The following is a 19,200-nucleotide window of genomic DNA, read 5'->3' as shown; positions in this document are numbered from 1 at the left end:
CGTTGCTCTGCATGGCGTGAGGTCTCTTACCTGGTTGCTTCAGGGTCTGTTGGTGTCGCTATCTGCTGCGAAAATGAAGACATTCTGCACTTCAGCGCAAGGTTCCAGAAATATTGGAAATGCGCGATTATCGGACAGGCTTTGGAGTGTTGCAGCACCAAGGGAAGAAGGAAACGGGTATGTCTCACGTCACCGGCTACAAGGAAGCGGGATTCGCTGCGCTGTACGACGAGTTGGAATGGCGTGGCCTTATTGCGCAGTCTACTGACAAGACTCAGTTGGAATCTTCTCTCAACGGGGAGCCGATCACCTACTATTGCGGGTTTGACCCTACCGCGGCTTCTTTGCACATCGGCAACTTGGTGCAGCTCATCATCATGCGCCACCTTCAGGAGGCTGGGCATCACCCCATTGCACTGGTCGGTGGAGCCACCGGTCTGATCGGAGACCCGCGGCAAAGCGGTGAGCGCACGCTCAACGCCAAAGAGACTGTTGCTGCTTGGTCGCAGCGTCTCAAGAATCAGATCGGCGACATTCTGGTGACGGATGGTGCCAACCCGGTTCGTTTTGTCTCCAATTACGATTGGACTGCACAGATGTCGGTCATCGATTTTCTGCGCGACGTAGGCAAGAACTTCCGTATGGGAACGATGCTGGCCAAGGATGTGGTGGCTCGTCGTCTTAACTCCGACGAAGGTATTTCATTCACCGAGTTCAGCTACCAGGTGCTGCAGGGCAACGATTTCCTGCACCTGTATGAAGAATTCGGATGCACTTTGGAATTGGGCGGCTCCGACCAGTGGGGCAATCTGACCAGCGGTCTTGATCTCATCCGAAAGGTGCACGGGGAGTCGGTCAACGTGTTTACCAGCCCCATCATCACCGATGGGCAGGGCAAGAAATTCGGCAAGTCCGAAGGCAACGCTGTCTGGTTGGATGCCACCATGCTCAGCCCGTACAAGTTCTACCAGTTCTGGTTCAACCAGCCGGATGACCAGATGGAGAAGCTGCTCAAGGCGTTCACGTTCCTGCCAAAGGAAGAGATCGAGCGTTTGGTTCGCGAGGCGCAGGATGATCCTGGTGCACGGCAGGCTCAGCGCACACTGGCATGGGAAGTGACCAGCTTCGTGCATGGCGAAGAGAAGACACAGCAGGCGCTTGACGCAGCATCGGCGTTGTTCGGCCGCGGGGGCGACTTGCATGATATCGCTATGGATGCGCTGGAGTCAAGCATCGAAGGGCTGAAGGTCGAAACCGAGAACGGTATGGCATTCGCCAGCGCAAAGGTCGGGGATCGAGTCGCTCAGGCCGGTGTGTCTGCCGGTCTGTTCGCTTCTCTGTCTTTGGCGCGCAAAACCATCAAGTCGGGCGGTGTGTACGTGAACAACGTGCGGGTGGAGAACCCGGATCAGGAGTTGGAGGAGTCTGACTTCCTGGGAGGCCGTTTTGCGTTGGTCAGGCGCGGCAAGAAGGCCGTCGGCGCTGTCGAACTGGAGCAATGACCCGTACAGGGCATACCGATTGGCTTCAGGCATAAATTGTTCGATGCCGCAACCCGCCGTAGGGTAGGCTGCTAAGCATCACACCATAATAGATATAGGTAAAGGTAAAGCGAACTATGGCATATAACGAGCACGAATCTCACGGCGGCGAATCTCGCGGACACGCTGCTGGAGGCTCGCATTCAGACGGGTACCACGGGCACGGCGGCTACCGTGGCGGAGCCTCGGGCGGACGGCGTGACGGCTTCCACAAGGGAGGATCGGGTAACGGTTCCCGCGGTGGCTACCGTGGGAACCACGACGAACGTCATGGCGGCAAAGAGTACGGTGACCGTGGCGGATACCGCAGGGATGACCGTGGCGGGCGAGACGGTTTCAAAGGCAACGGCGGTTATCGCGGCCGGCGCGATGATCACCGTGACTTCCGCCGTGATGATGGCGAGCGTGGCGGATACCGCGGCAACAACGGTGGGCGACGTGATTTCCACCGTGATGGTGAACGTTCCGGTTCATACCGAGACGGAGGCAATAGGCGAGATTTCCGGCGCGAAGATGGTAACCGCGGAGGGTATCGCGGCTCGGATCGTCGTGACTTCCACCGCGACGACCGTCGCGATGGCGGTCGTGAGGGCTACCGCGGCAACGGCAGGCGTGACTTCCATCGGGACGACCGCAGAGACGGATTCCGTGAGGATCGCCGTGATTTCCGCCGTGACGGTGAACGTAACGATTACCGCGGCAACAATGGTGGTCGTCGCGATGGTGAGCGTCGTGACTTCCGTCAGGACGGCGGTCGTTCAAGCTTTGGTCGCGATGGCGGCCGTGGCGGCTATCGCGGCAATGACCGCAAGGATTTCCGACGTGATGATCGGCGTTCCGACGATAGGCGCAGCAATTTTGGCGGACGTGAGGATCGTCGTGACTTCCGCCGTGATGGTGGTGACCATGGTGGTTACCGCGGCAATGATAGGCGCCAGGGAGGCGATCGCAGGGATTTCCGCCGGGATAACGGGCATCGCGAGGATCGTCGTGACTCGCGCGACGATCGTCAGCAGCACCGTGACCACGATCGTCGCAGCTTCAATGACGGCCGCAGTGAATATATGGATAGAGGTATGCGTCGCAATTCTGACGGCACTATCTCCTTCCCCTCGCAGAACCCATATACGGATCGCCGTCCAGACGAACCTCGCATGCCGCGCGGCATGGAATGGTCGATGCTCTCCAAAGATGAAAAAGAGCGTCTGCGTGGCCTGTCGAAAGAGCATGCAGAGAACACCGGATTGCATATTCTAGCAGCATATGCATTGGAAGAAAGTGATCCTGCAGCGGCTTTGGAGCACGCCAAGTGGGTGGCTCGGCAGGCGTCCCGCATCGATTTCGCACGTGAGACCTTGGCATTTGTGGCCTACCGTCAGGGTGACTACAAGTTGGCGTTGCGTGAGTTCCAAACCGCTCAGCGCATGAACGGATACGGTGACTACATGCCGTTCATGGCCGATTGCGAACGTGGCTTGGGCAACCCGAAGAAGGCCGTGGCTCTGGCATTGAGCGATGAGGCCAAATCGCTGACAGGAGAGGCGAAGGCTGAGATGTTCCTCGTCTATGCCGGTGCTTTGAGCGACCTAGGGCTGCTCGATCAGGCCATCAGCGTGGTGGACAAGCTCGGCAAGTCCAACATTCCCGGAGCTTATCGCATGCGTGCCTTGCAGGCGGAACAGTACTTCTTGGAACAGGCCGGTCGCAGCGATGAAGCCACAGACCTGGATGTCATGCTCGACAAGCTCGAGCAACGTTACGCAGACGTTGACGAAGAGGACGAAGAGCCGGTCATTGACTACGATCTCGAACGCTTGCCGGACGATATGATGGAGGAACTCGGCATCACGGAGGAAGACGCACAGTACGCGCCGGAACCGGAACGCCGTGGCGGGTACGATGACGAGCGTGACGAGTTCGATGCGTCCTCCGAGCTGAATGACACGGCCGATACCGAAGGCAACGCTGATACCGAAAGCAGCGACACTGAAGGCAACGATACCGAGGAAGCACTTGAAGAGGACGACTCCGATAGCGAGGCCAGCGTTGAGGAAGGTGCTGTCGAAGCGGCTGGAACAGAGAGCTCACAGGCGGCCATCATCCCCGAAACAGCAGAAGCTCAGGTTGAAGCGCAGGCCAGTGTGGCGCAGGAGGCTGACGGTTTTGATGTGATCGATCCTCGTATCCACACCGAGACCGTACCGCAGCCGCCCGTGCAGGATGAAGCTGAGCTTGGTGCGGATGAGGATGATGAAACCCAGCTGTCCGAGAGTTTGACCCAAGAGGGAGTAGATAGCGATATCGATCCTGCCCAGCAGGCTGCCGTATCGAGCGAATACGACGAGAACGGTCGTGGGGAACAAGCTCCTCAGTCGGCGGTGCCCAGTGACGCTGACGACCAGCAGGAGGAGGAATAAACCATATGATTACAGGGACGGCTGAACCGATTGAAAACGCGTATGCGTTGGCATTGCTCGACCTTGACGGTGTGGTGTACCGCGGCAAGAACCCGGTGGCGCATGCTGCGCAGTCCATTCGCGAGGCGCAATCGCAAGGCATGGGTGTGGAGTACACCACGAACAACTCCGCTCGCATGCAGGCCACTGTCGCAGAGCAGTTGCGAGGCTTCGGCTTGGACGTGGAGCCGTCCCAGGTAATCACATCATCGGTGGTGGCTGCTCGTATGCTGGCTCGCCAAGTGCCGGCGGGTTCCAAGATCATGGTGGTCGGTGCCGAACATCTTAAGGCGGAAGTGCGTTCTCAAGGACTCGAAATAGTTGAGTCGTCCGAGGACGATCCTGCCGCAGTGATACAAGGCTGGTACCCCGAAATCTCATGGCATGACCTTGCCGAGGCTTCTTTCGCGGTCGAGCATGGCGCACAATACTTCGTCACCAACTTGGACTCCACGCTCCCTAAAGAGCATGGCGTGGCGCCTGGGTGTGGTTCGCTGATTCAAGCCGTGGTGACGGCCACCGGCGTCAAACCGATTTCGTCGGCCGGCAAACCCGAGTCTGCAATGTATGACGAAGCGCGGGTGCTGGCGGCCGGCGAGGGCGAGGACATGGTAGCGAAGTCACGCTGCCTTGCCATCGGAGACCGCCTCGACACTGACATTGAGGCCGGCAACCGAGGAGGGTACGATTCGCTGCTGGTGCTTACCGGCGTATGTACCCCTGAGCAGCTGCTGCGCGCTCCCGAATACCTGCGTCCCACGTTTGTGGCAAAAGACCTGCGAGGGTTGCATGAAACCATGCCTGAGCCCCAACGCCTGGATGATGGTGTGTGGCGTTGTGCCGACGATGAGGCTTATGTCGTAGGGGAGAGGCTTGAGGTCAGTTCAACGTCAAGCGTGAATGCGCTGCGCGCCGCCTGTAACGCCGTGTGGGAGTTCGAGGCACAGCAGGGGACGGATGCGGCATGTTCGCTTATCCTGCCCCAGTTCGAATTCTAACCGGCGTGGTGTGAACACCATGGATGAGACGGTTGAGATGGATGAAGCTGCACTAGTGCAGCGTTTTCCTGAGCTTGCCGACATGTTTGGCGAGCTTGGGGCTTCTGCTGTCTACGGTGACGAAGACGCTCCTACATCTCCGTCTGATGATGAACCTGGAATGGACACGGCTTCAGAGCGAGAGCATATCGCCATGTTGCGCGATGTGCTCTCTCGTCTGCAGCTCGAGCTTGACGAGGGAGATCGCGATCAAGACAGCGCAACCAATGCGGGCAGGTATGCGCGGCAGACTGAGGGCCTCACATGAACTCTGTGATTCGAGACGATGGCCATGAGAGAAAGCCTCCTACGGACCTGGAGACGTCTACAGGAAATGTACGGCTTGATGTACGACTTGCCGAACTGGGCATCGCTTCCAGCAGAGCCAAAGCACAACGTCTGATTCGCGAAGGTCGGGTACTGGTGGACGGCGCCGCAGCCGGTAAACCCTCAGTGCAGGTCACTTCGCAATCGCACATCGAACTTACGGCAGGGGACGACTACGTCTCCCGTGGCGCCTACAAATTGCTGGGTGCCTTTGACCACTTCGCACAAGATGGCCTGATTGGCGCCGAAGGCTTGGATTGCTTGGATATCGGCGCTTCAACCGGAGGGTTTTGCGACGTGCTGCTGCGCGCAGGCGCCAAGCGCATCATCGCTCTCGATGTGGGGCACGGCCAGCTCGACCCTCGCATCGCCACCGACCCTCGTATCATAGAGATGAGCGGGGTCAACATTCGTGACGTCACCGCGCGCTCGCTACCTTTCCGCCCCCAACTCGTAGTGTCGGACGTTTCGTTCATATCCCTGACCTATGTCATTCCCGTTATCGCCGAACTCGCCGCTCCCGGTGCGCATATGGTGCTGCTGGTCAAACCTCAGTTCGAAGTCGGCAAAGGTCACTTGGGAAAGCATGGCATCGTCGAAGACGAACGCCTGCGGGAAGCTGCTTTGGAACAGGTGTGCGCATGCGCTGAGCGGTGCGGCATGGATGTGCGCGGCACGTGCGTTTCTCCCATTGCAGGCACACACGGCAACATGGAGTATTTGCTTTACGCCACTTTACGCTCAACTGCCGCTGCTTGCTGAGCGTCTGTCTGCAGCTGATTGACCGGTAGCGCCACCGATTCAGACGAGTGAGGCGATGACACTTGACGAGTCAAAGGACGTTGAGACGAAAATCGTCGAGACGGAGGCCACGAGCGCTGCATGGCGTCGACATGTGACGTGTCGTCCAACGTCAAATCGTCATCGAACAGCACCTCCTGTACTCGGCAACGGTTGGACAGCGACACCAGTGCGGCTTGCACACGTTCACTGTCCGTGGCCTGCAGTCGCACCTGCTGCGCACGGATGCGCCCCAAACTGCTGCATGCGGTGTACTGGTCCATGCCCAAACGGGTCAGCATGCGAGATTGCAATGGTTCAACATTCACAGTGAGCGCCTCGATGCTTTGCACATGCGCACGGCCCCGTACTGCGACTAGGCCTGCGGCACGCACGGTTTGGGCACAAAGCGCGCCGGTGACATGTACATTACCGCTTGAGACCAAACTATGCACGGCAATGTCTCCCGTGCAGTCGATGTTGCCGCACTGAAGCTCACCTGAAACATCGAAGCGTCCGTGCCCGCTGACCGCAGCCAGCTGAAGATCGCCGTCGCAACGCATCCCTCCGCCGTGCAGGTTGACGCGCCCTGCGCGGGCCGCATGCATGCTCACTTCGCCATATACCTCCAGCACTGCGCACACAGTGCCGGCGCAGAGCGACACGTTGCCATGCGCGATGATCGTACCGTACGTGCGCGGTTCGACGATGCCACCGAAAACGTTGAGGTTCATGAATACTCGCTTCCGCAGTTGGTTCAAGGACAAACCGCCATGCCACTGTACGAGAGAAAGCAGTGAAGTCGCAACATTGCGGAACATATCTCAAGTGGAATGTTCATAGGGTTCGTGTTATTCCAAGGACGGAACCACTTGCTGGTTTGTAGACGGTGGTCGGTTAGGATAAGGGCAGTGTGGACTCGGCAGGAAAGGTATATGGATGGCGGAACAGCGGCATGCGGTGGTGGTAACGCATTCGAGGTTGGACGAGGGCGGAACCGTGGTGCGTCATGCTCTCGATCAGCTGCAGCATGCCGGGTTCCAAGTCGATGTTGTCGACGACCTGGCTGCTCCTGATTTTGGTGAGGCCGCACCTACGGTGAGTGCGGATACGGAAATCGTGGTGGTGCTTGGAGGCGACGGCACCATACTGGGTGCTGCCGAGATGGTGTACGGCACCGATGTGCCGATTTTGGGTATTAACCTGGGGCATATAGGGTTTCTTGCCGAGTTTGAAAGTTTCCAACTTACTGAGGCCATCAGTCGTATCGCCGATCGCAATTACACCACGGAGTCGCGCATGCTGGCCCGAGTCGACGCCACGCTGCCGTCGGGGCAGCGGGTGCATGATTGGGCGCTCAACGATGTGACTGTCAAAGAGCCGGGCAGTGGCCGTATGGTGGAGCTGTCGGTGAGTGTGGACGATGTGCCGATGAGTTCGTTCAGCGGTGACGGCGTGGTCATCTCCACCCCGACAGGTTCCACCGCCTACGCATTCTCTGCTGGAGGGCCGATTATATGGCCAGACGTGCAAGCCTTGCAAATGGTACCTTTGGCTGCACACGCGCTCTTCGCTCGTCCTGTCATCATCGGCTCGGGTTCGACCTTTGGCGTGCACGTGCTCAACTCGTCGGTGACGAACGGATGCATCTGCTGTGACGGACGGCGGAGCATGGTGCTGCCACGCGGGTCACGCGTCGAGGTGGGTCAGCTGTCCCATAAACTTAAGCTGGCCAGCTTGTCGGACGTACCCTTTACCAGTCGTCTGGTCACCAAGTTCAACCTTCCCGGGGTCAGCCTGCGAGAACAGGCCCGGCTTGAGGAACAGGTGAGGGAGCGGTCCCTCACTGCAAGTCAGGAATAGAAGGAGTCATGCATGCTTGAGGAACTTGAAGTACGCCATCTCGGACCCATTCGTGCAGCGAAGCTTGAGCTGAAGTCGGGTATGACGGCCATTACCGGCGAGACCGGTGCCGGTAAATCCATGCTGCTCAGCGCCATTCGTCTCATCTCCGGTGATGCAGCCAGCAGTGCGAGAGTCTCGCCGGGCGCTGATGCCGCATGGGCGCAAGGTGTCTTCGACGTTGACGAGCAAGGGCCGGCTGTGGGCTTTGCCGTGCAAGCCGGGGCTGTTGAAGAGCGTGAACAGAGCGATCCCGATCCCGATGAGGCAGGACGCCAGGAGCTGTTTTTGGCAAGGTCCGTACCCGCCTCAGGGCGTTCGCGTGCGGTACTGGACGGGCACAGTGTGCCGCGCGGTGTTCTGGCGGATGTGGCAGGGGAGTTGGTCACCATTCACGGGCAGAGCGACCAGTTGCGCATGGCTTCTGCGGCGCGGCAACGCGAATTCCTCGACATGGTGGCTGGAGATGAGACGGAACTGGCTGCGTACCGCAAGGCTTGGGGAAGTCTGCAGGACATTGATGACAAGCTGCAACGCATCAGCTCCCAAGAGTCAGCTGCGCGTCAGCGAGCCGACTATCTGCGAGACTCTGTGGAGCAAATCAACGCGGTTGATCCCAAAGTGGGGGAAGACGAGGATCTGAAGGAGAAGCGTTCACGTATTGAAAACGCTGCTGAAATCACGCGCGGGGTAGGGACTGCACTGTCTTCGCTCGATGCTTCTCAAGTCGATGCCGACAGTGATGCCGTTGGAGCCTCGGATGCCATCACACGAGCCATTGCTGCACTGCGCACCATTCATACCCAAGGAGCATTTGGCGAAGCAGCTGACCGGCTGGAATCACTCAACGCAGATTTGACTGACATCGTGTACTCGCTGTCGGATGAGATGGGCGAGGAAAGCAGTGTGGAAAGTCTGGACTCAATCAATGCTCGCATCCACGATTTGGATGAGCTGACACGACGCTGGGGTCCCGAACTCAGTGATGTCATAGCATGGCGAGACAAAGCGGCCTTTGAAATCGAAGATCTGGACGCCTCTCCTGAAAAAATCGAAGCACTGCAAGCCGAACGACAACAACGGTTCGACGATGCTCTGAAAGCTGCGCAAAAGCTCAGTAAAGCGCGGCTCAAAGCCGCGAAAACGCTGAGCAAAACAGTCACTGCCGAACTGGGGAACCTGGCCATGGCAGGGGCGAAACTCGATATTCACGTCACTCAGCGTGCAGTCGGTGACGGTGCTGCCGGCTCGGTAGACGTGGAGGTGCCGTCATCTGCCCCTCTTGACGCTCATGGCGTTGATGACATTGAGTTCCTGTTCACTCCCTTCCCTGGATCTGCGCAGCTGCCGATGAGCAAAAGCGCTTCGGGCGGTGAGTTGAGCAGACTGATGTTGGCGCTCGAACTTGCCGCTGCCGGCAAACGCACCGGCACTTCCGACATGACCTTCATCTTCGATGAGGTGGATGCTGGTGTGGGCGGTCAGGCCGCTGCCGAACTAGGCAAACGTCTGGCGCAACTGGCTCGCACCGCGCAGGTCATTGTGGTCACGCATCTTCCGCAAGTGGCTTCATGGGCGGATGCGCAATTCGTAGTGTGCAAGTCAGGAGGCGGGAGAACAGGAAACGGCAAAAACGCACAGAAAGGTTCCCAATCATCGGTTTCCACCGTCGTGGAACAGGTGGACGGTGAAGAGCGTGTGCATGAGGTGGCCCGCATGCTGGCCGGCACGGAATCCGAAACCTCGCTCGAGCATGCTCGAGAACTGTTGCAGGGAAGCACTCTTGGCAAATGAACTGAACGACGATAAGATCCAAAGCCCGGCAGAGAGTGCCAACTCGGGGAAAGCGGCGATTTTTGACCTTGATGGCACACTGTTGGACTCGATGGGTGTGTGGGCGCAGGTTGATATTGACTTCTTTGCCGATCGCGGCATAGAAATGCCTGACGACTACATGGCCACAGTCGCCACCATGCAGTCCCATCAAGTGGCGCAGTACACCAAAGAGCGGTTTGGTTTGCCTGATTCTGCACAGGAGCTGGCAGCATTGTGGGATGGCATGGCGTATACGGCCTATGCCACGGACGTGCAGCCCAAGCCGCATGCTTTGGAGTATGTGCGTGCTCTGCGCAAGTCGGGAGCGGCATTGGCTGTGGCGACGGCGCTGGCCAAGTATATGTATGAGCCGGCGATGAAACATGTAGGGCTTGACGGGTATTTCCATGAGTGTGTCAGTGTCGGCGACGCTGGCGATGTCGACAAAAGCAGTCCTGATGTTTACCTGCTGACGGCGCAGAGACTTGGTGTGGAACCAGGCTTGTGCACGGTTTTTGAAGATCGAATTACCGCCGTACGCGCGGCAAGAGCTGCTGGTATGCGAGTGTGGGCGGTGCTGGACGAACATTCGCGAGATGATTGGCACGATTTGCGGCGCGAAGCCGACGGTGTGTTGACTGATTTTGCACAAGCCCCAATGGTGCTGTAGGCAAGTCGCGTGCGTGGTTGAGATAGACGCGCGTTCAGGTTTTGCGGCGAGTCGCATGGTGTGGTGCGAGCGGCCGTGTGCCGGTCTTGTGATGGGCTGTGTTGGACCGGCGATTCAGAGGTTTTCGATTTAGAGTTGCGCATACGCACTTAAATAGACTGGTGCTGGTGGCTGGTATGGCAAGCTGATACATGTTGCGATTATTGGTAATACGGCAAACTGTTATAGTGTCGACTTGCACAGTTGAGAAAACTGTTATATAGTGTTGTATATCAGCAAAGAACAGTTAGTATGAGCTGGCTGCAAGGCTGACGGCAATATCCATCAACAGAAAGGGACATTGATGAAACTGATCATCTCATCCGTGTCCGGCAAACCAATCTACGAGCAGATCAAAGATCAGATTCGCCAGGCCGTGCGTTCGGGGGAGTTGCATCCCGGGGATGCGCTGCCCTCGTTGCGTAAGCTGGCCAGAGAACTGCGTATTTCAGTGCTTACCGTTACGCGCGCGTATAACGAGCTTGCGGATGAAGGCATTGTGGAGAACCGGCAAGGCAAAGGCTCTTTTGTCGCTGAGCGCAGTGGCGAAATGATGCAACAGCAATCAACGAAAGCAGTACGGGACCATCTCGATCAAGCAGTGAATGCTGCTCAATCGGTTGGCATGTCCATGCAGGACGTAACGCGTCTGCTTTGGGAAATCTATGGCGAATAGATTCACGGTGTTCGTGGTTTGGTGAAACAAGAAAGGAGCGTTGAAGATGGCAGCATCACCTTCGATGCCCGCGATGCAGCAGCGTGTCTTGGTAAAAGGCGCGGCTGCTATGCCCAGCGCTGATGCCGGGCAACCCTATGCACTTCGCGTGAGCGATGTGGGCAAGACCTACGATTCGGGCTTCAGTATCAGCGAAGTCACGTTCGACCTGCCGCTGGGCTATATCATGGGGCTCATCGGTCCCAACGGCGCGGGTAAATCCACACTTATCAAGTTGATTCTCAACATGGTCAAGAGGGACACCGGTTCCATTGAGGTGCTCGGCTTGGACAACATTACTGACGAGGAAGAGGTCAAGGCACAACTCGGCGTGGTTTTTGATACGAATTTCTTCCCGGAATACTGGAGCGTCAACCTTGTGGAGCATGCGCTGAGCGGTATGTACGAGGAGTGGGATGCACAAGCCTTCTCGGATTACCTCGAGCGTTTCGGCATCAGTGAGCGTAAGAAAAGCATGAGGCAGCTTTCCAGGGGCATGCAGATGAAGGTCATGTTGGCAGCGGCGATGAGCCACGGGGCCAAGTTGCTTATCTTGGACGAACCCACGAGTGGACTTGACGTGCTCTCACGTGATGAACTTATGGACATTCTTTCGGCCTACATTGAGGACGAACGTCACTCCGTGCTGTTCAGTACGCACATCACTGGCGACCTCGAGTTATCAGCTGATTTCATTACCTACATCTCTTCTGGATCGTTGTTCTATACCGGTCCGAAAGATGAGTTCGAGGACTCGTTCCGAGTGCTCAAAGGAGGGCCGGATGCCACGCCGGTACAAGAAGCTGACTGGGTGGTGGGCGTTACGAGCTATGCCACCGGTTGCGACGTGCTGGTGAGAACAGATAAGCTGGCGCAGGCGCTGAATTGTATACCGGGAGCGGTGGTGGAGCCTGCTTCAATCGACAACATCATCAGGCTTACCAATGACCGACGCTCGCGTGGAACAACGAACGGTACGCAAGATGAGCACGCACAGGAGGTGGCGCGATGACAAAGCAACTGTGGTTGGCCATAAAATTGGATTTGCTGCGGTATACAAACTATCGTAGGCCTCTGGTTATGCTGGTCTTCGGATTGGCCTTGCCTCCAGTGTTCACGGCTTTGATGGTAGCCTTTCATCTGAGCGACACCACGTTTGGTTCGCTTATCGGAGGCATGCTGGTCGGTATCATATTCATGGTCGTGCTACTGTATCCGTTCATGCTTGCTACCGTGGATGATGCCGGTGGAGCTTGGCGTATGCGCTCAGTAGTGCCGTTGTCTCGACGAATCCAAAGTGACGCGATATATGTGGCTGTTGTTTGCGCTGATGCGCTCATTGCGGTGGATGCGTGCCTCACGCTCTGGATATACAACCTGCCGAATGGAGGTGCTGTACTGCACATAGGTGATGCTTCGGTTGCCGTAAGTATGTTGTACCCCATCATGCTGGCGATCCTTGTCTTTCTGATAGTCTGCGATGCATTGATGATTCCGGCGGTGCAACGGTGCCCTCATTCTCCTCAACTGGTCGTTGCCTTTTTGGTGGTCTTTATCGTAATATATGCAATCTTCTTTGCTGTTATCAGCATTCCTGAACAGCATATGAAGCAGATTGTCGGATGGCTGTCCACGCACATCTTTATCAATTATTGGACGGATACCGTTGCGGCCGTCGTGATTTCAGCAGTGTTCCTCTTTATTGCGATGACTGTTTCGCGGCGCATCGTTGCCGAGCGCGAAGACTAAACTTCCCGCTTGGTGCCAGGTATAAACATGTGCTGAACTCAAGATAGAGGAGACCAGGGTATGTGTGTACGTATTTTATACAGCACTATATGCCTTTTATGTGGCACATGTATCCGTATGCAACAGTAAATCCCGCTTCATGTCAATGTGAACCTCGTGGGAAAGGAAGGGTTGGTTTTGAGCGCCGCCATGTCGCGGTACTCAAAACCAACCCTTCTGTATTACCGAGAGTTTTCTTGGTGGTAGCAAGTGAGTGGGGCAGATGGGTGTGGCAAGCAGGGTGACAGTGCTGCGAATCAGCCTAACGACTGTGACGCTTTGGCAACATAATCAGGCATGTCGTCAATACTGATTGCATCGGAGAATCGTTCCGGTAAGTCACGCAGGGCACGCAAGCGTGCGGGTGCTTCGGTATTGGTGGCGTCTTCCAACGCCTCCATGCATGCAAAATCATCGCCAGTGCAGTTCAATCCAATGGCTTGCCCAACTACGCGCGGGAACTTGTACGGGCTGGCGGTGCTCAGCAGCACACGGGGCACACCCTTCTCTCGAGGCATCTGTTCGAGCAGATGATATCCGCAAGCGGTATGCGGGTCGATGACATAGTGGTGCTCGTTCCAGCAGTGCGCGATGGCATCGCTGACCTGAGACTCGTCCGCCCAACCACAGGCGAACAGCCTGCGCACCTTGGCAAGTAACGGTTCAGGAATCTCGAACGCCCCCCAATGGTCAAGGTCGTTCATCAGATTGGTGATAAGCCTGGTGTCGCATTCCGACATGTAGTACAGCATTCGTTCCAGATTCGAGGAGACAAGAATATCCATGGAAGGAGATGTGGTCTCGAAGAAGGGGCGCTTGCGATTATAAAGGCCGGTTGTCAGGAAGTCGAAGAGCACGTTGTTCTTATCGCTGGCAACTGTCAGGCGCTTGACCGGCAACCCCAGCCTCTTGGCGTAGTAACCGGCCAGCACGTCACCGAAGTTACCGGTGGGCACCACGAATTCCACACCGTCTCCAAGCTTCACTGCACCACGCTGCACAAGCTGCATATATGATGCAAAATAATACACTACTTGCGGTACGAGCCTGCCGACATTAATGGAGTTGGCTGACGACAGGGAAACATTGCTGTGGCTGAGATTTTCGGCAAACGCATGGTCGTTGAAAATATGTTTTACTGCGCTTTGAGCATCGTCAAAATTACCGTCAACGGCGCATACATGCACATTGGAGCCGGACTGTGTGGTCATCTGCAACTGCTGTACGGCACTGACTTTGCCTTTGGGGTAGAAGACGGTGATGCCGGTGCCTGGAACGTCGGCAAACCCCTCGAGCGCTGCTTTGCCGGTGTCGCCGGAGGTGGCGGTGAGAATCATGGTGCGCTTGTCGGCATTGCGATCGCCGGTGGAGCGAGTCATCAACTGCGGCAGCATCTGTAACGCCACGTCCTTGAACGCTGAAGTAGGACCGTGGAACAGCTCCAACACGTAATCGTCGCCCAAAGGCCTGAGGGGAGTGATGTCATCGTCGTCCCATTGGCCGCCATATGCCGCTGCGATGCATTCCTGCAGTTCATCGCTACTGAAGTCGGGAAGCAAAACGCCCAGCACGCGCTGCGCAATCTGCTGATAACTGGCTCCCTGCAGTTCATGAATGTCGATGGGAACAGAGCCCAGACTGTCGTCTACGAACAGGCCGCCGTCTGCAGCCAGTCCCTGCCGGATGGCCTGCTTGGCGGTCAGCTTTTCGTTCATGCTGCGTGTGCTGTGAAAGTACGGTGTCATCGGTCCTCGCGTTCGTGCCGGGTAGGAAACTGCTTTCATCATACGTCAACGGCGGGTACGATGTTGTGACCATTTCAGGTATTGAGCACAGGCGCTCGCAGCACGAGGCGCTGGCCGGCAGGTCTTGCGCCGGTAACGTATGCCAAGCACATGTTGCAGGCATGACCGTATACTGGAACCCTATCGGATTAATAATGGTCAGCCCTGATAAGGGAGGAAGCATGGCACAGCAGCAGACCGCGGCTGCAGACAAGGCAATCGTCGGGCTCGACCCCGAAGTGTTCGAACAAGTGTGCGCGCTGGCGGACCGGGCGGCATGCGGGCAGAGAGAACTGGCGCGTTCCTGCGGAGACAAACGAAACATGCTGCTCATGGCGCTTGCTGACGCCTTGGACGAACACGCTTCCTATATTGCCTCCAGCAACAGCGAAGACATGGATTCTGCGCTCGCAGACGGCATGGCGCCGGGCTTGCTGGACAGGCTGCGCTTCGATGAGGAACGGGTGCATGCCGCTGCCCAGGGGGTACGGCATGTGGCATCCCTGCCCGACCCTCTGGGGCAGGTGGTGCGCGGCTCTACGCTGCCCAATGGTGTGAGACTTGAACAGGTGCGTGTACCCATCGGCGTATTCGGCATGATTTACGAAGCGCGCCCCAATGTGACGGTGGATGTGGTGTCGTTGTGCTTGAAATCCGGCAACGCGGTGCTGCTGCGTGGCGGGCACGCTGCGCAACGTACCAACCGGGCGACGCTCACTGTGGTCAAGCGTGTGCTGGATGAGCTCGGCTTCGATGCTTCTCTGGTGGCGTCGGTTGACGAATTTGGTCGTATGGGTGCCACAGCCATGATGGAGGCGCGTGGGCACATTGATGTGCTGGTACCCCGGGGTGGTGCTGGGCTGATTCAGTCCGTGGTGCGGCAGGCCAAAGTGCCGGTTATTGAAACCGGCGCCGGCAATGTACACATCTACGTGGACGCTTCGGCTGATTTTGCCAAAGCGGTGCCGGTCGTACTGAATGCGAAAACACAGCGTGTGGGTGTATGCAACGCCGCTGAAAAGCTGTTGGTGCACCGCGATGTCGCCGAAGCGTTCCTGCCGGTGATCGGCGAAGCGTTGACGCAGGCCGGAGTGGAGCTCCATGCTGACGAACGGTCATATGAGTTGCTGGAATCTGCCGGCATAGACGGATTGGTGGTGCGTCATGCCAGCGAGGACGACTGGGACATCGAGTATCTGGCCCTGACCATGGGGGTGCGTGTGGTGGATTCGCTCGATGATGCCGTAGAGCACATCCGCCTTCATTCCACAGGTCACACTGAATGCATCCTGGCGGAAGACTATTCGGCGATTGAACGGTTTACCGGCGCGGTTGACTCAGCTGTGGTCATGGTGAATGCCTCGTCGCGGTTCACTGACGGCGGTGTATTCGGTTTTGGTGCGGAGTTGGGGATTTCCACGCAAAAGCTGCATGCCAGAGGGCCGATGGGGCTTCAGGAAATGACGACGACACAATGGATAGGCTACGGAACAGGACAGGTGCGCCAATGAGTGAAACGACACAGCATGAAGCAACACAGCACGAGACCAGCCGATATGAGGACGGCTCGGGGATGGTGGACAGTGTGGCGGAGGTGGCCGCGCCTGACCTGAAGCTCGCTGCGGACAGAGGCATTGACGTGGATGCGCCGGCCATGGGGCTGAAAATAGCGGCTGAGCGTCTCAGCCAAGTGCGTTACGTGTTTCTCGTGCAGGTCGAGGACGGTATAGCCTCGGCTGAAGAGCGCGCGGCGTTGGAGTACGCAGACGCGGTGCTCATAGGCTGGCCTGAGGCGGACGACAGCGACGTCGTGGAGATTCGCGATGAACAGTACCGAAGCATGGTGCGGCAAGCCGAAGGCATGGAGCACTACATCAGCCAGTTCCGCAGGCAAGAAGCACAAGGCGATGTGGAAGGCATGACGTTCTCCCTGGTGGCTGCAACCCAGTGTGTGGCCCAAGTACGACGGATGTACCAGCCCAGCTTCCCGCTGCCCACGTTCGCTGAAATCAGACGCGTGGTGCAGGATGAATGGGACGAGGACATGGGCAAAATCGACCCCGAGGCCTCGGGCACCACTGTGGAAGCCATCGAACAGCAGACCGAACAGGCAGACGAACAGCGGCAATCCGATCGCACGGATGGCCCGGATGGCAACAGCAAACACTAACCCATACGTTTCTTATACAAAGGCAAACGACTCTTGAGCAGTACCAAACCAAGCACCACCAATAGCGAATCGGCCGTTGCTGGCACCACAAGTCCTTCACTGGGGCAGCCGGCCAGCGCTGCGGCCGAAGAACTGACGGCGAACGATGACGGGCAAGCTTTAGGCTCACGAGCGGCGGATGTGGCGCGGCGGATGTCAGATCTTCCCATACGTTTGCGCCGAGCATCGGCCCCGTTCGCTTCAAATGCCGCTGCCGGTATTTCCGGAACGCCGTGCCGGCGCCGCATCGGCATCATGGGCGGTACCTTCGACCCCATCCACCACGGGCATTTGGTAGCGGCTTCAGAGGTGGCTTCCGTCTATCAGCTGGACCAAGTCATCTTCGTCCCCACAGGCAGACCTGCATTCAAACTCGACCAGAACGTCACGAATGCCGAAGACCGGTACCTGATGACCGTGATCGCCACCGCCTCCAACCCGAAATTCACCGTCTCCAGAGTAGATATCGACCGCCCGGGCGTCACCTATACCATCGACACTCTGCGCGATCTGCACCGACTCTACCCGGATGCCGAACTGTTCTTCATTACCGGCGCGGACGCAGTGGCTGAAATACTCGATTGGAAAGACGCTGACCAGATGTGGGATCTGGCCACATTCATTGCGGTGACACGCCCAGGATACCTCGACCCCAAAGGTATCCGCTCGGCAGTGAACGTCAACATTCTTGAAATCCCAGCCCTCTCGATCTCGTCCACGGATATACGCAAACGTGCCGGAAAAGGCAAGCCAGTGTGGTATCTGGTGCCCGACGGCGTGGTGCAGTACATTGCCAAGCACGGGCTGTATATGTAAGCGTGGTGAGTCGTTGCACGGCACCGTCCGGCGGCCTCCGTCTGGCGAGTTGACTAGGATAGGGGCAACTACAAGTCAATTTCGTTTGGAGTCATGGTGAGTGCAATCCTCGAAGGCAAACCCAATAAGAATCTTATATTGGTGACGGGCCGGGCGCATCCGGCGCTCGCCGAGGACGTAGCCAAACAGCTCGGCATCGATGTGCTTGAGACCACTTCCTACGACTTTGCCAACGGAGAGATGTATGTGCGCTACACCGAGTCGGTGCGCGGTGCCGACGTGTTCGTGTTGCAAAGCCATACCGGGGCTGTCAACAAGGCCATCATGGAGCAGCTCATCATGATTGATGCGCTCAAGCGTGCTTCGGCTCGTTCCATTACCGCAGTTTGCCCTCTGCTCGGATACTCTCGCCAAGACAAGAAACACTTGGGACGAGAACCCATCTCGTGCCGTCTGGTATTCGACCTGCTCAAGACCGCAGGTGCCGACCGCGTGATGAGCGTTGACCTGCACGCCGCGCAGACCCAAGGTTTCTTCGACGGCCCCGTCGACCACCTCGTGGCCATGCCGGTGCTGGTGGACTATATTCGAGATCGTTTCCAAGGTCATCTTGATAACGTCGCGGTCGTCTCTCCGGATGCCGGGCGCATCCGTGTGGCCGAACAGTGGGCGCAACGCTTGGGTGGCGGCCCTCTGGCTTTCGTGCATAAGACACGCGACACCACGCGCCCCAACCACGCCGTGGCCAACCGTGTGGTAGGAGACGTTGCTGGCAAGGATTGCGTGCTGGTCGACGATCTTATCGACACCGCCGGCACGATTGCCGAAGCATGCAATGTGCTGCAGCAAGCCGGTGCGGCCTCCATCACCGTTGTGGCCACGCATGGTGTGCTTTCCGCCCAGGCCATCGATAATCTCAAAAACAGCGGCGCTCGCGAGGTGGTATTGACCGACACCGTGCCGATTCCTGAAGAGAAGCGTTGGGACGGTTTGACGGTGCTGTCCATCGCGCCGTTGCTGTCCAGTGCCATTCGCGCGGTGTTTGAGGATGGGTCGGTTGCCAAACTGTTCGACACCTATCCTGAGCACCACGGTCAAGGCTTCCTGTTTGCCTGATGACAGGTGTACCGGTAAGCGCTGTATGGTGGGCAACTCGCCCAGTGTTGAACAATCGGCACAGTGTGGCATAATAGAAACTCGGACTTGGTAACCTTTGGTTGTCAGTCCTGCTCCTCCATGGTGTAATGGCAGCACACGGGTCTTTGGAACCCTTAGTCTTGGTTCGAGTCCAGGTGGAGGAACGAACAGTCGGCTGGTAGTC

16 protein-coding genes, 1 tRNA gene and 1 pseudogene are annotated in these 19,200 nt (G+C 57.5%); 16 read left to right on the top strand and 2 right to left on the bottom strand.

Going from position 1 to position 19,200, the window contains the following annotated elements:
• The first annotated feature begins 179 nt into the window (after window positions 1-179).
• The 5 genes and pseudogenes from tyrS to ACSYSO_RS04955 all read left to right on the top strand — a co-directional run bounded on the left by tyrS (window position 180) and on the right by ACSYSO_RS04955 (window position 6,123).
• Window positions 180-1,502, top strand: a complete 1,323-nt coding sequence (tyrS, locus tag ACSYSO_RS04975) for a tyrosine--tRNA ligase (RefSeq protein ID WP_489798126.1) — start codon at window positions 180-182, stop codon at window positions 1,500-1,502.
• Window positions 1,503-1,618: 116 nt separating this feature from the next.
• Window positions 1,619-3,388: pseudogene (locus tag ACSYSO_RS04970) on the top strand (tetratricopeptide repeat protein); the annotation flags it as partial.
• Between the two features lie 575 nt (window positions 3,389-3,963).
• Entirely contained in the window at window positions 3,964-4,995 is a 1,032-nt protein-coding gene (locus ACSYSO_RS04965; protein WP_489760979.1) for an HAD-IIA family hydrolase, read from the top strand.
• A 19-nt stretch (window positions 4,996-5,014) separates the two neighbouring features.
• A complete protein-coding gene (locus ACSYSO_RS04960; protein ID WP_489760978.1) occupies window positions 5,015-5,302 on the top strand; it encodes a hypothetical protein in 288 nt (95 codons plus the stop codon).
• Complete coding sequence (locus ACSYSO_RS04955) at window positions 5,299-6,123, top strand: TlyA family RNA methyltransferase (protein ID WP_491701617.1); 825 nt, start codon at window positions 5,299-5,301, stop codon at window positions 6,121-6,123. The genes ACSYSO_RS04960 and ACSYSO_RS04955 overlap by 4 nt, the downstream gene beginning before the upstream one ends.
• Here the strand turns inward: ACSYSO_RS04955 and ACSYSO_RS04950 are convergent.
• Complete coding sequence (locus ACSYSO_RS04950; protein WP_491701616.1) at window positions 6,087-6,875, bottom strand: hypothetical protein; 789 nt, start codon at window positions 6,873-6,875, stop codon at window positions 6,087-6,089. The genes ACSYSO_RS04955 and ACSYSO_RS04950 overlap by 37 nt on opposite strands.
• 205 nt (window positions 6,876-7,080) lie before the next feature.
• Between ACSYSO_RS04950 and ACSYSO_RS04945 the strand changes: the two genes are divergently transcribed.
• The 6 genes from ACSYSO_RS04945 to ACSYSO_RS04920 all read left to right on the top strand — a co-directional run bounded on the left by ACSYSO_RS04945 (window position 7,081) and on the right by ACSYSO_RS04920 (window position 13,031).
• Complete coding sequence (locus ACSYSO_RS04945) at window positions 7,081-8,004, top strand: NAD kinase (protein ID WP_491701615.1); 924 nt, start codon at window positions 7,081-7,083, stop codon at window positions 8,002-8,004.
• Between the two features lie 12 nt (window positions 8,005-8,016).
• Window positions 8,017-9,837, top strand: coding sequence for a DNA repair protein RecN (recN, locus tag ACSYSO_RS04940; RefSeq protein WP_489760975.1), 1,821 nt, complete (start codon window positions 8,017-8,019; stop codon window positions 9,835-9,837).
• Window positions 9,827-10,528, top strand: a complete 702-nt coding sequence (locus tag ACSYSO_RS04935; RefSeq protein ID WP_489760974.1) for an HAD family hydrolase — start codon at window positions 9,827-9,829, stop codon at window positions 10,526-10,528. Before recN ends, ACSYSO_RS04935 begins: the two co-directional genes overlap by 11 nt.
• A 343-nt stretch (window positions 10,529-10,871) precedes the next feature.
• Window positions 10,872-11,243, top strand: a complete 372-nt coding sequence (locus tag ACSYSO_RS04930; protein ID WP_489760973.1) for a GntR family transcriptional regulator — start codon at window positions 10,872-10,874, stop codon at window positions 11,241-11,243.
• Window positions 11,244-11,352: 109 nt separating this feature from the next.
• On the top strand, window positions 11,353-12,294 hold the full coding sequence (locus ACSYSO_RS04925; protein ID WP_489760982.1) for an ABC transporter ATP-binding protein: 942 nt from the start codon (window positions 11,353-11,355) through the stop codon (window positions 12,292-12,294).
• Window positions 12,291-13,031: a hypothetical protein gene (locus tag ACSYSO_RS04920; RefSeq protein ID WP_489760972.1), complete on the top strand. Its 741-nt coding sequence runs from the start codon at window positions 12,291-12,293 to the stop codon at window positions 13,029-13,031. The genes ACSYSO_RS04925 and ACSYSO_RS04920 overlap by 4 nt, the downstream gene beginning before the upstream one ends.
• 296 nt (window positions 13,032-13,327) lie before the next feature.
• Here the strand turns inward: ACSYSO_RS04920 and thrC are convergent, their stop codons facing one another.
• Complete coding sequence (thrC, locus tag ACSYSO_RS04915) at window positions 13,328-14,815, bottom strand: threonine synthase (protein ID WP_489760971.1); 1,488 nt, start codon at window positions 14,813-14,815, stop codon at window positions 13,328-13,330.
• A gap of 221 nt (window positions 14,816-15,036) precedes the next feature.
• Here thrC and ACSYSO_RS04910 point away from each other — a divergent pair, with 221 nt between their 5' ends.
• The 5 genes from ACSYSO_RS04910 to ACSYSO_RS04890 all read left to right on the top strand — a co-directional run bounded on the left by ACSYSO_RS04910 (window position 15,037) and on the right by ACSYSO_RS04890 (window position 19,180).
• Window positions 15,037-16,365, top strand: coding sequence for a glutamate-5-semialdehyde dehydrogenase (locus ACSYSO_RS04910; protein WP_489760970.1), 1,329 nt, complete (start codon window positions 15,037-15,039; stop codon window positions 16,363-16,365).
• Window positions 16,366-16,427: 62 nt separating this feature from the next.
• Window positions 16,428-17,024 carry a phosphoribosylglycinamide synthetase gene (locus ACSYSO_RS04905; RefSeq protein ID WP_489760981.1) on the top strand — a complete coding sequence of 199 codons (597 nt, stop codon included), beginning with the start codon at window positions 16,428-16,430 and terminating at the stop codon, window positions 17,022-17,024.
• Between the two features lie 33 nt (window positions 17,025-17,057).
• The gene (gene nadD, locus ACSYSO_RS04900) at window positions 17,058-17,879 is read left to right on the top strand and encodes a nicotinate-nucleotide adenylyltransferase (RefSeq protein ID WP_489760969.1); all 822 of its coding nucleotides are present in this window, start codon (window positions 17,058-17,060) and stop codon (window positions 17,877-17,879) included.
• Window positions 17,880-17,972: 93 nt separating this feature from the next.
• Window positions 17,973-18,995: a ribose-phosphate diphosphokinase gene (locus ACSYSO_RS04895; protein ID WP_489760968.1), complete on the top strand. Its 1,023-nt coding sequence runs from the start codon at window positions 17,973-17,975 to the stop codon at window positions 18,993-18,995.
• 114 nt (window positions 18,996-19,109) lie between these two features.
• Window positions 19,110-19,180 (top strand) — tRNA-Gln (locus ACSYSO_RS04890).
• The last annotated feature ends 20 nt before the right edge of the window (window positions 19,181-19,200 follow it).

The sequence above is a fragment of the Bifidobacterium sp. ESL1130 genome (genome assembly GCF_058507935.1).
Note: the sequence above shows the minus strand (reverse complement) of the source record. Positions and strands in the feature narration are given on the sequence as shown.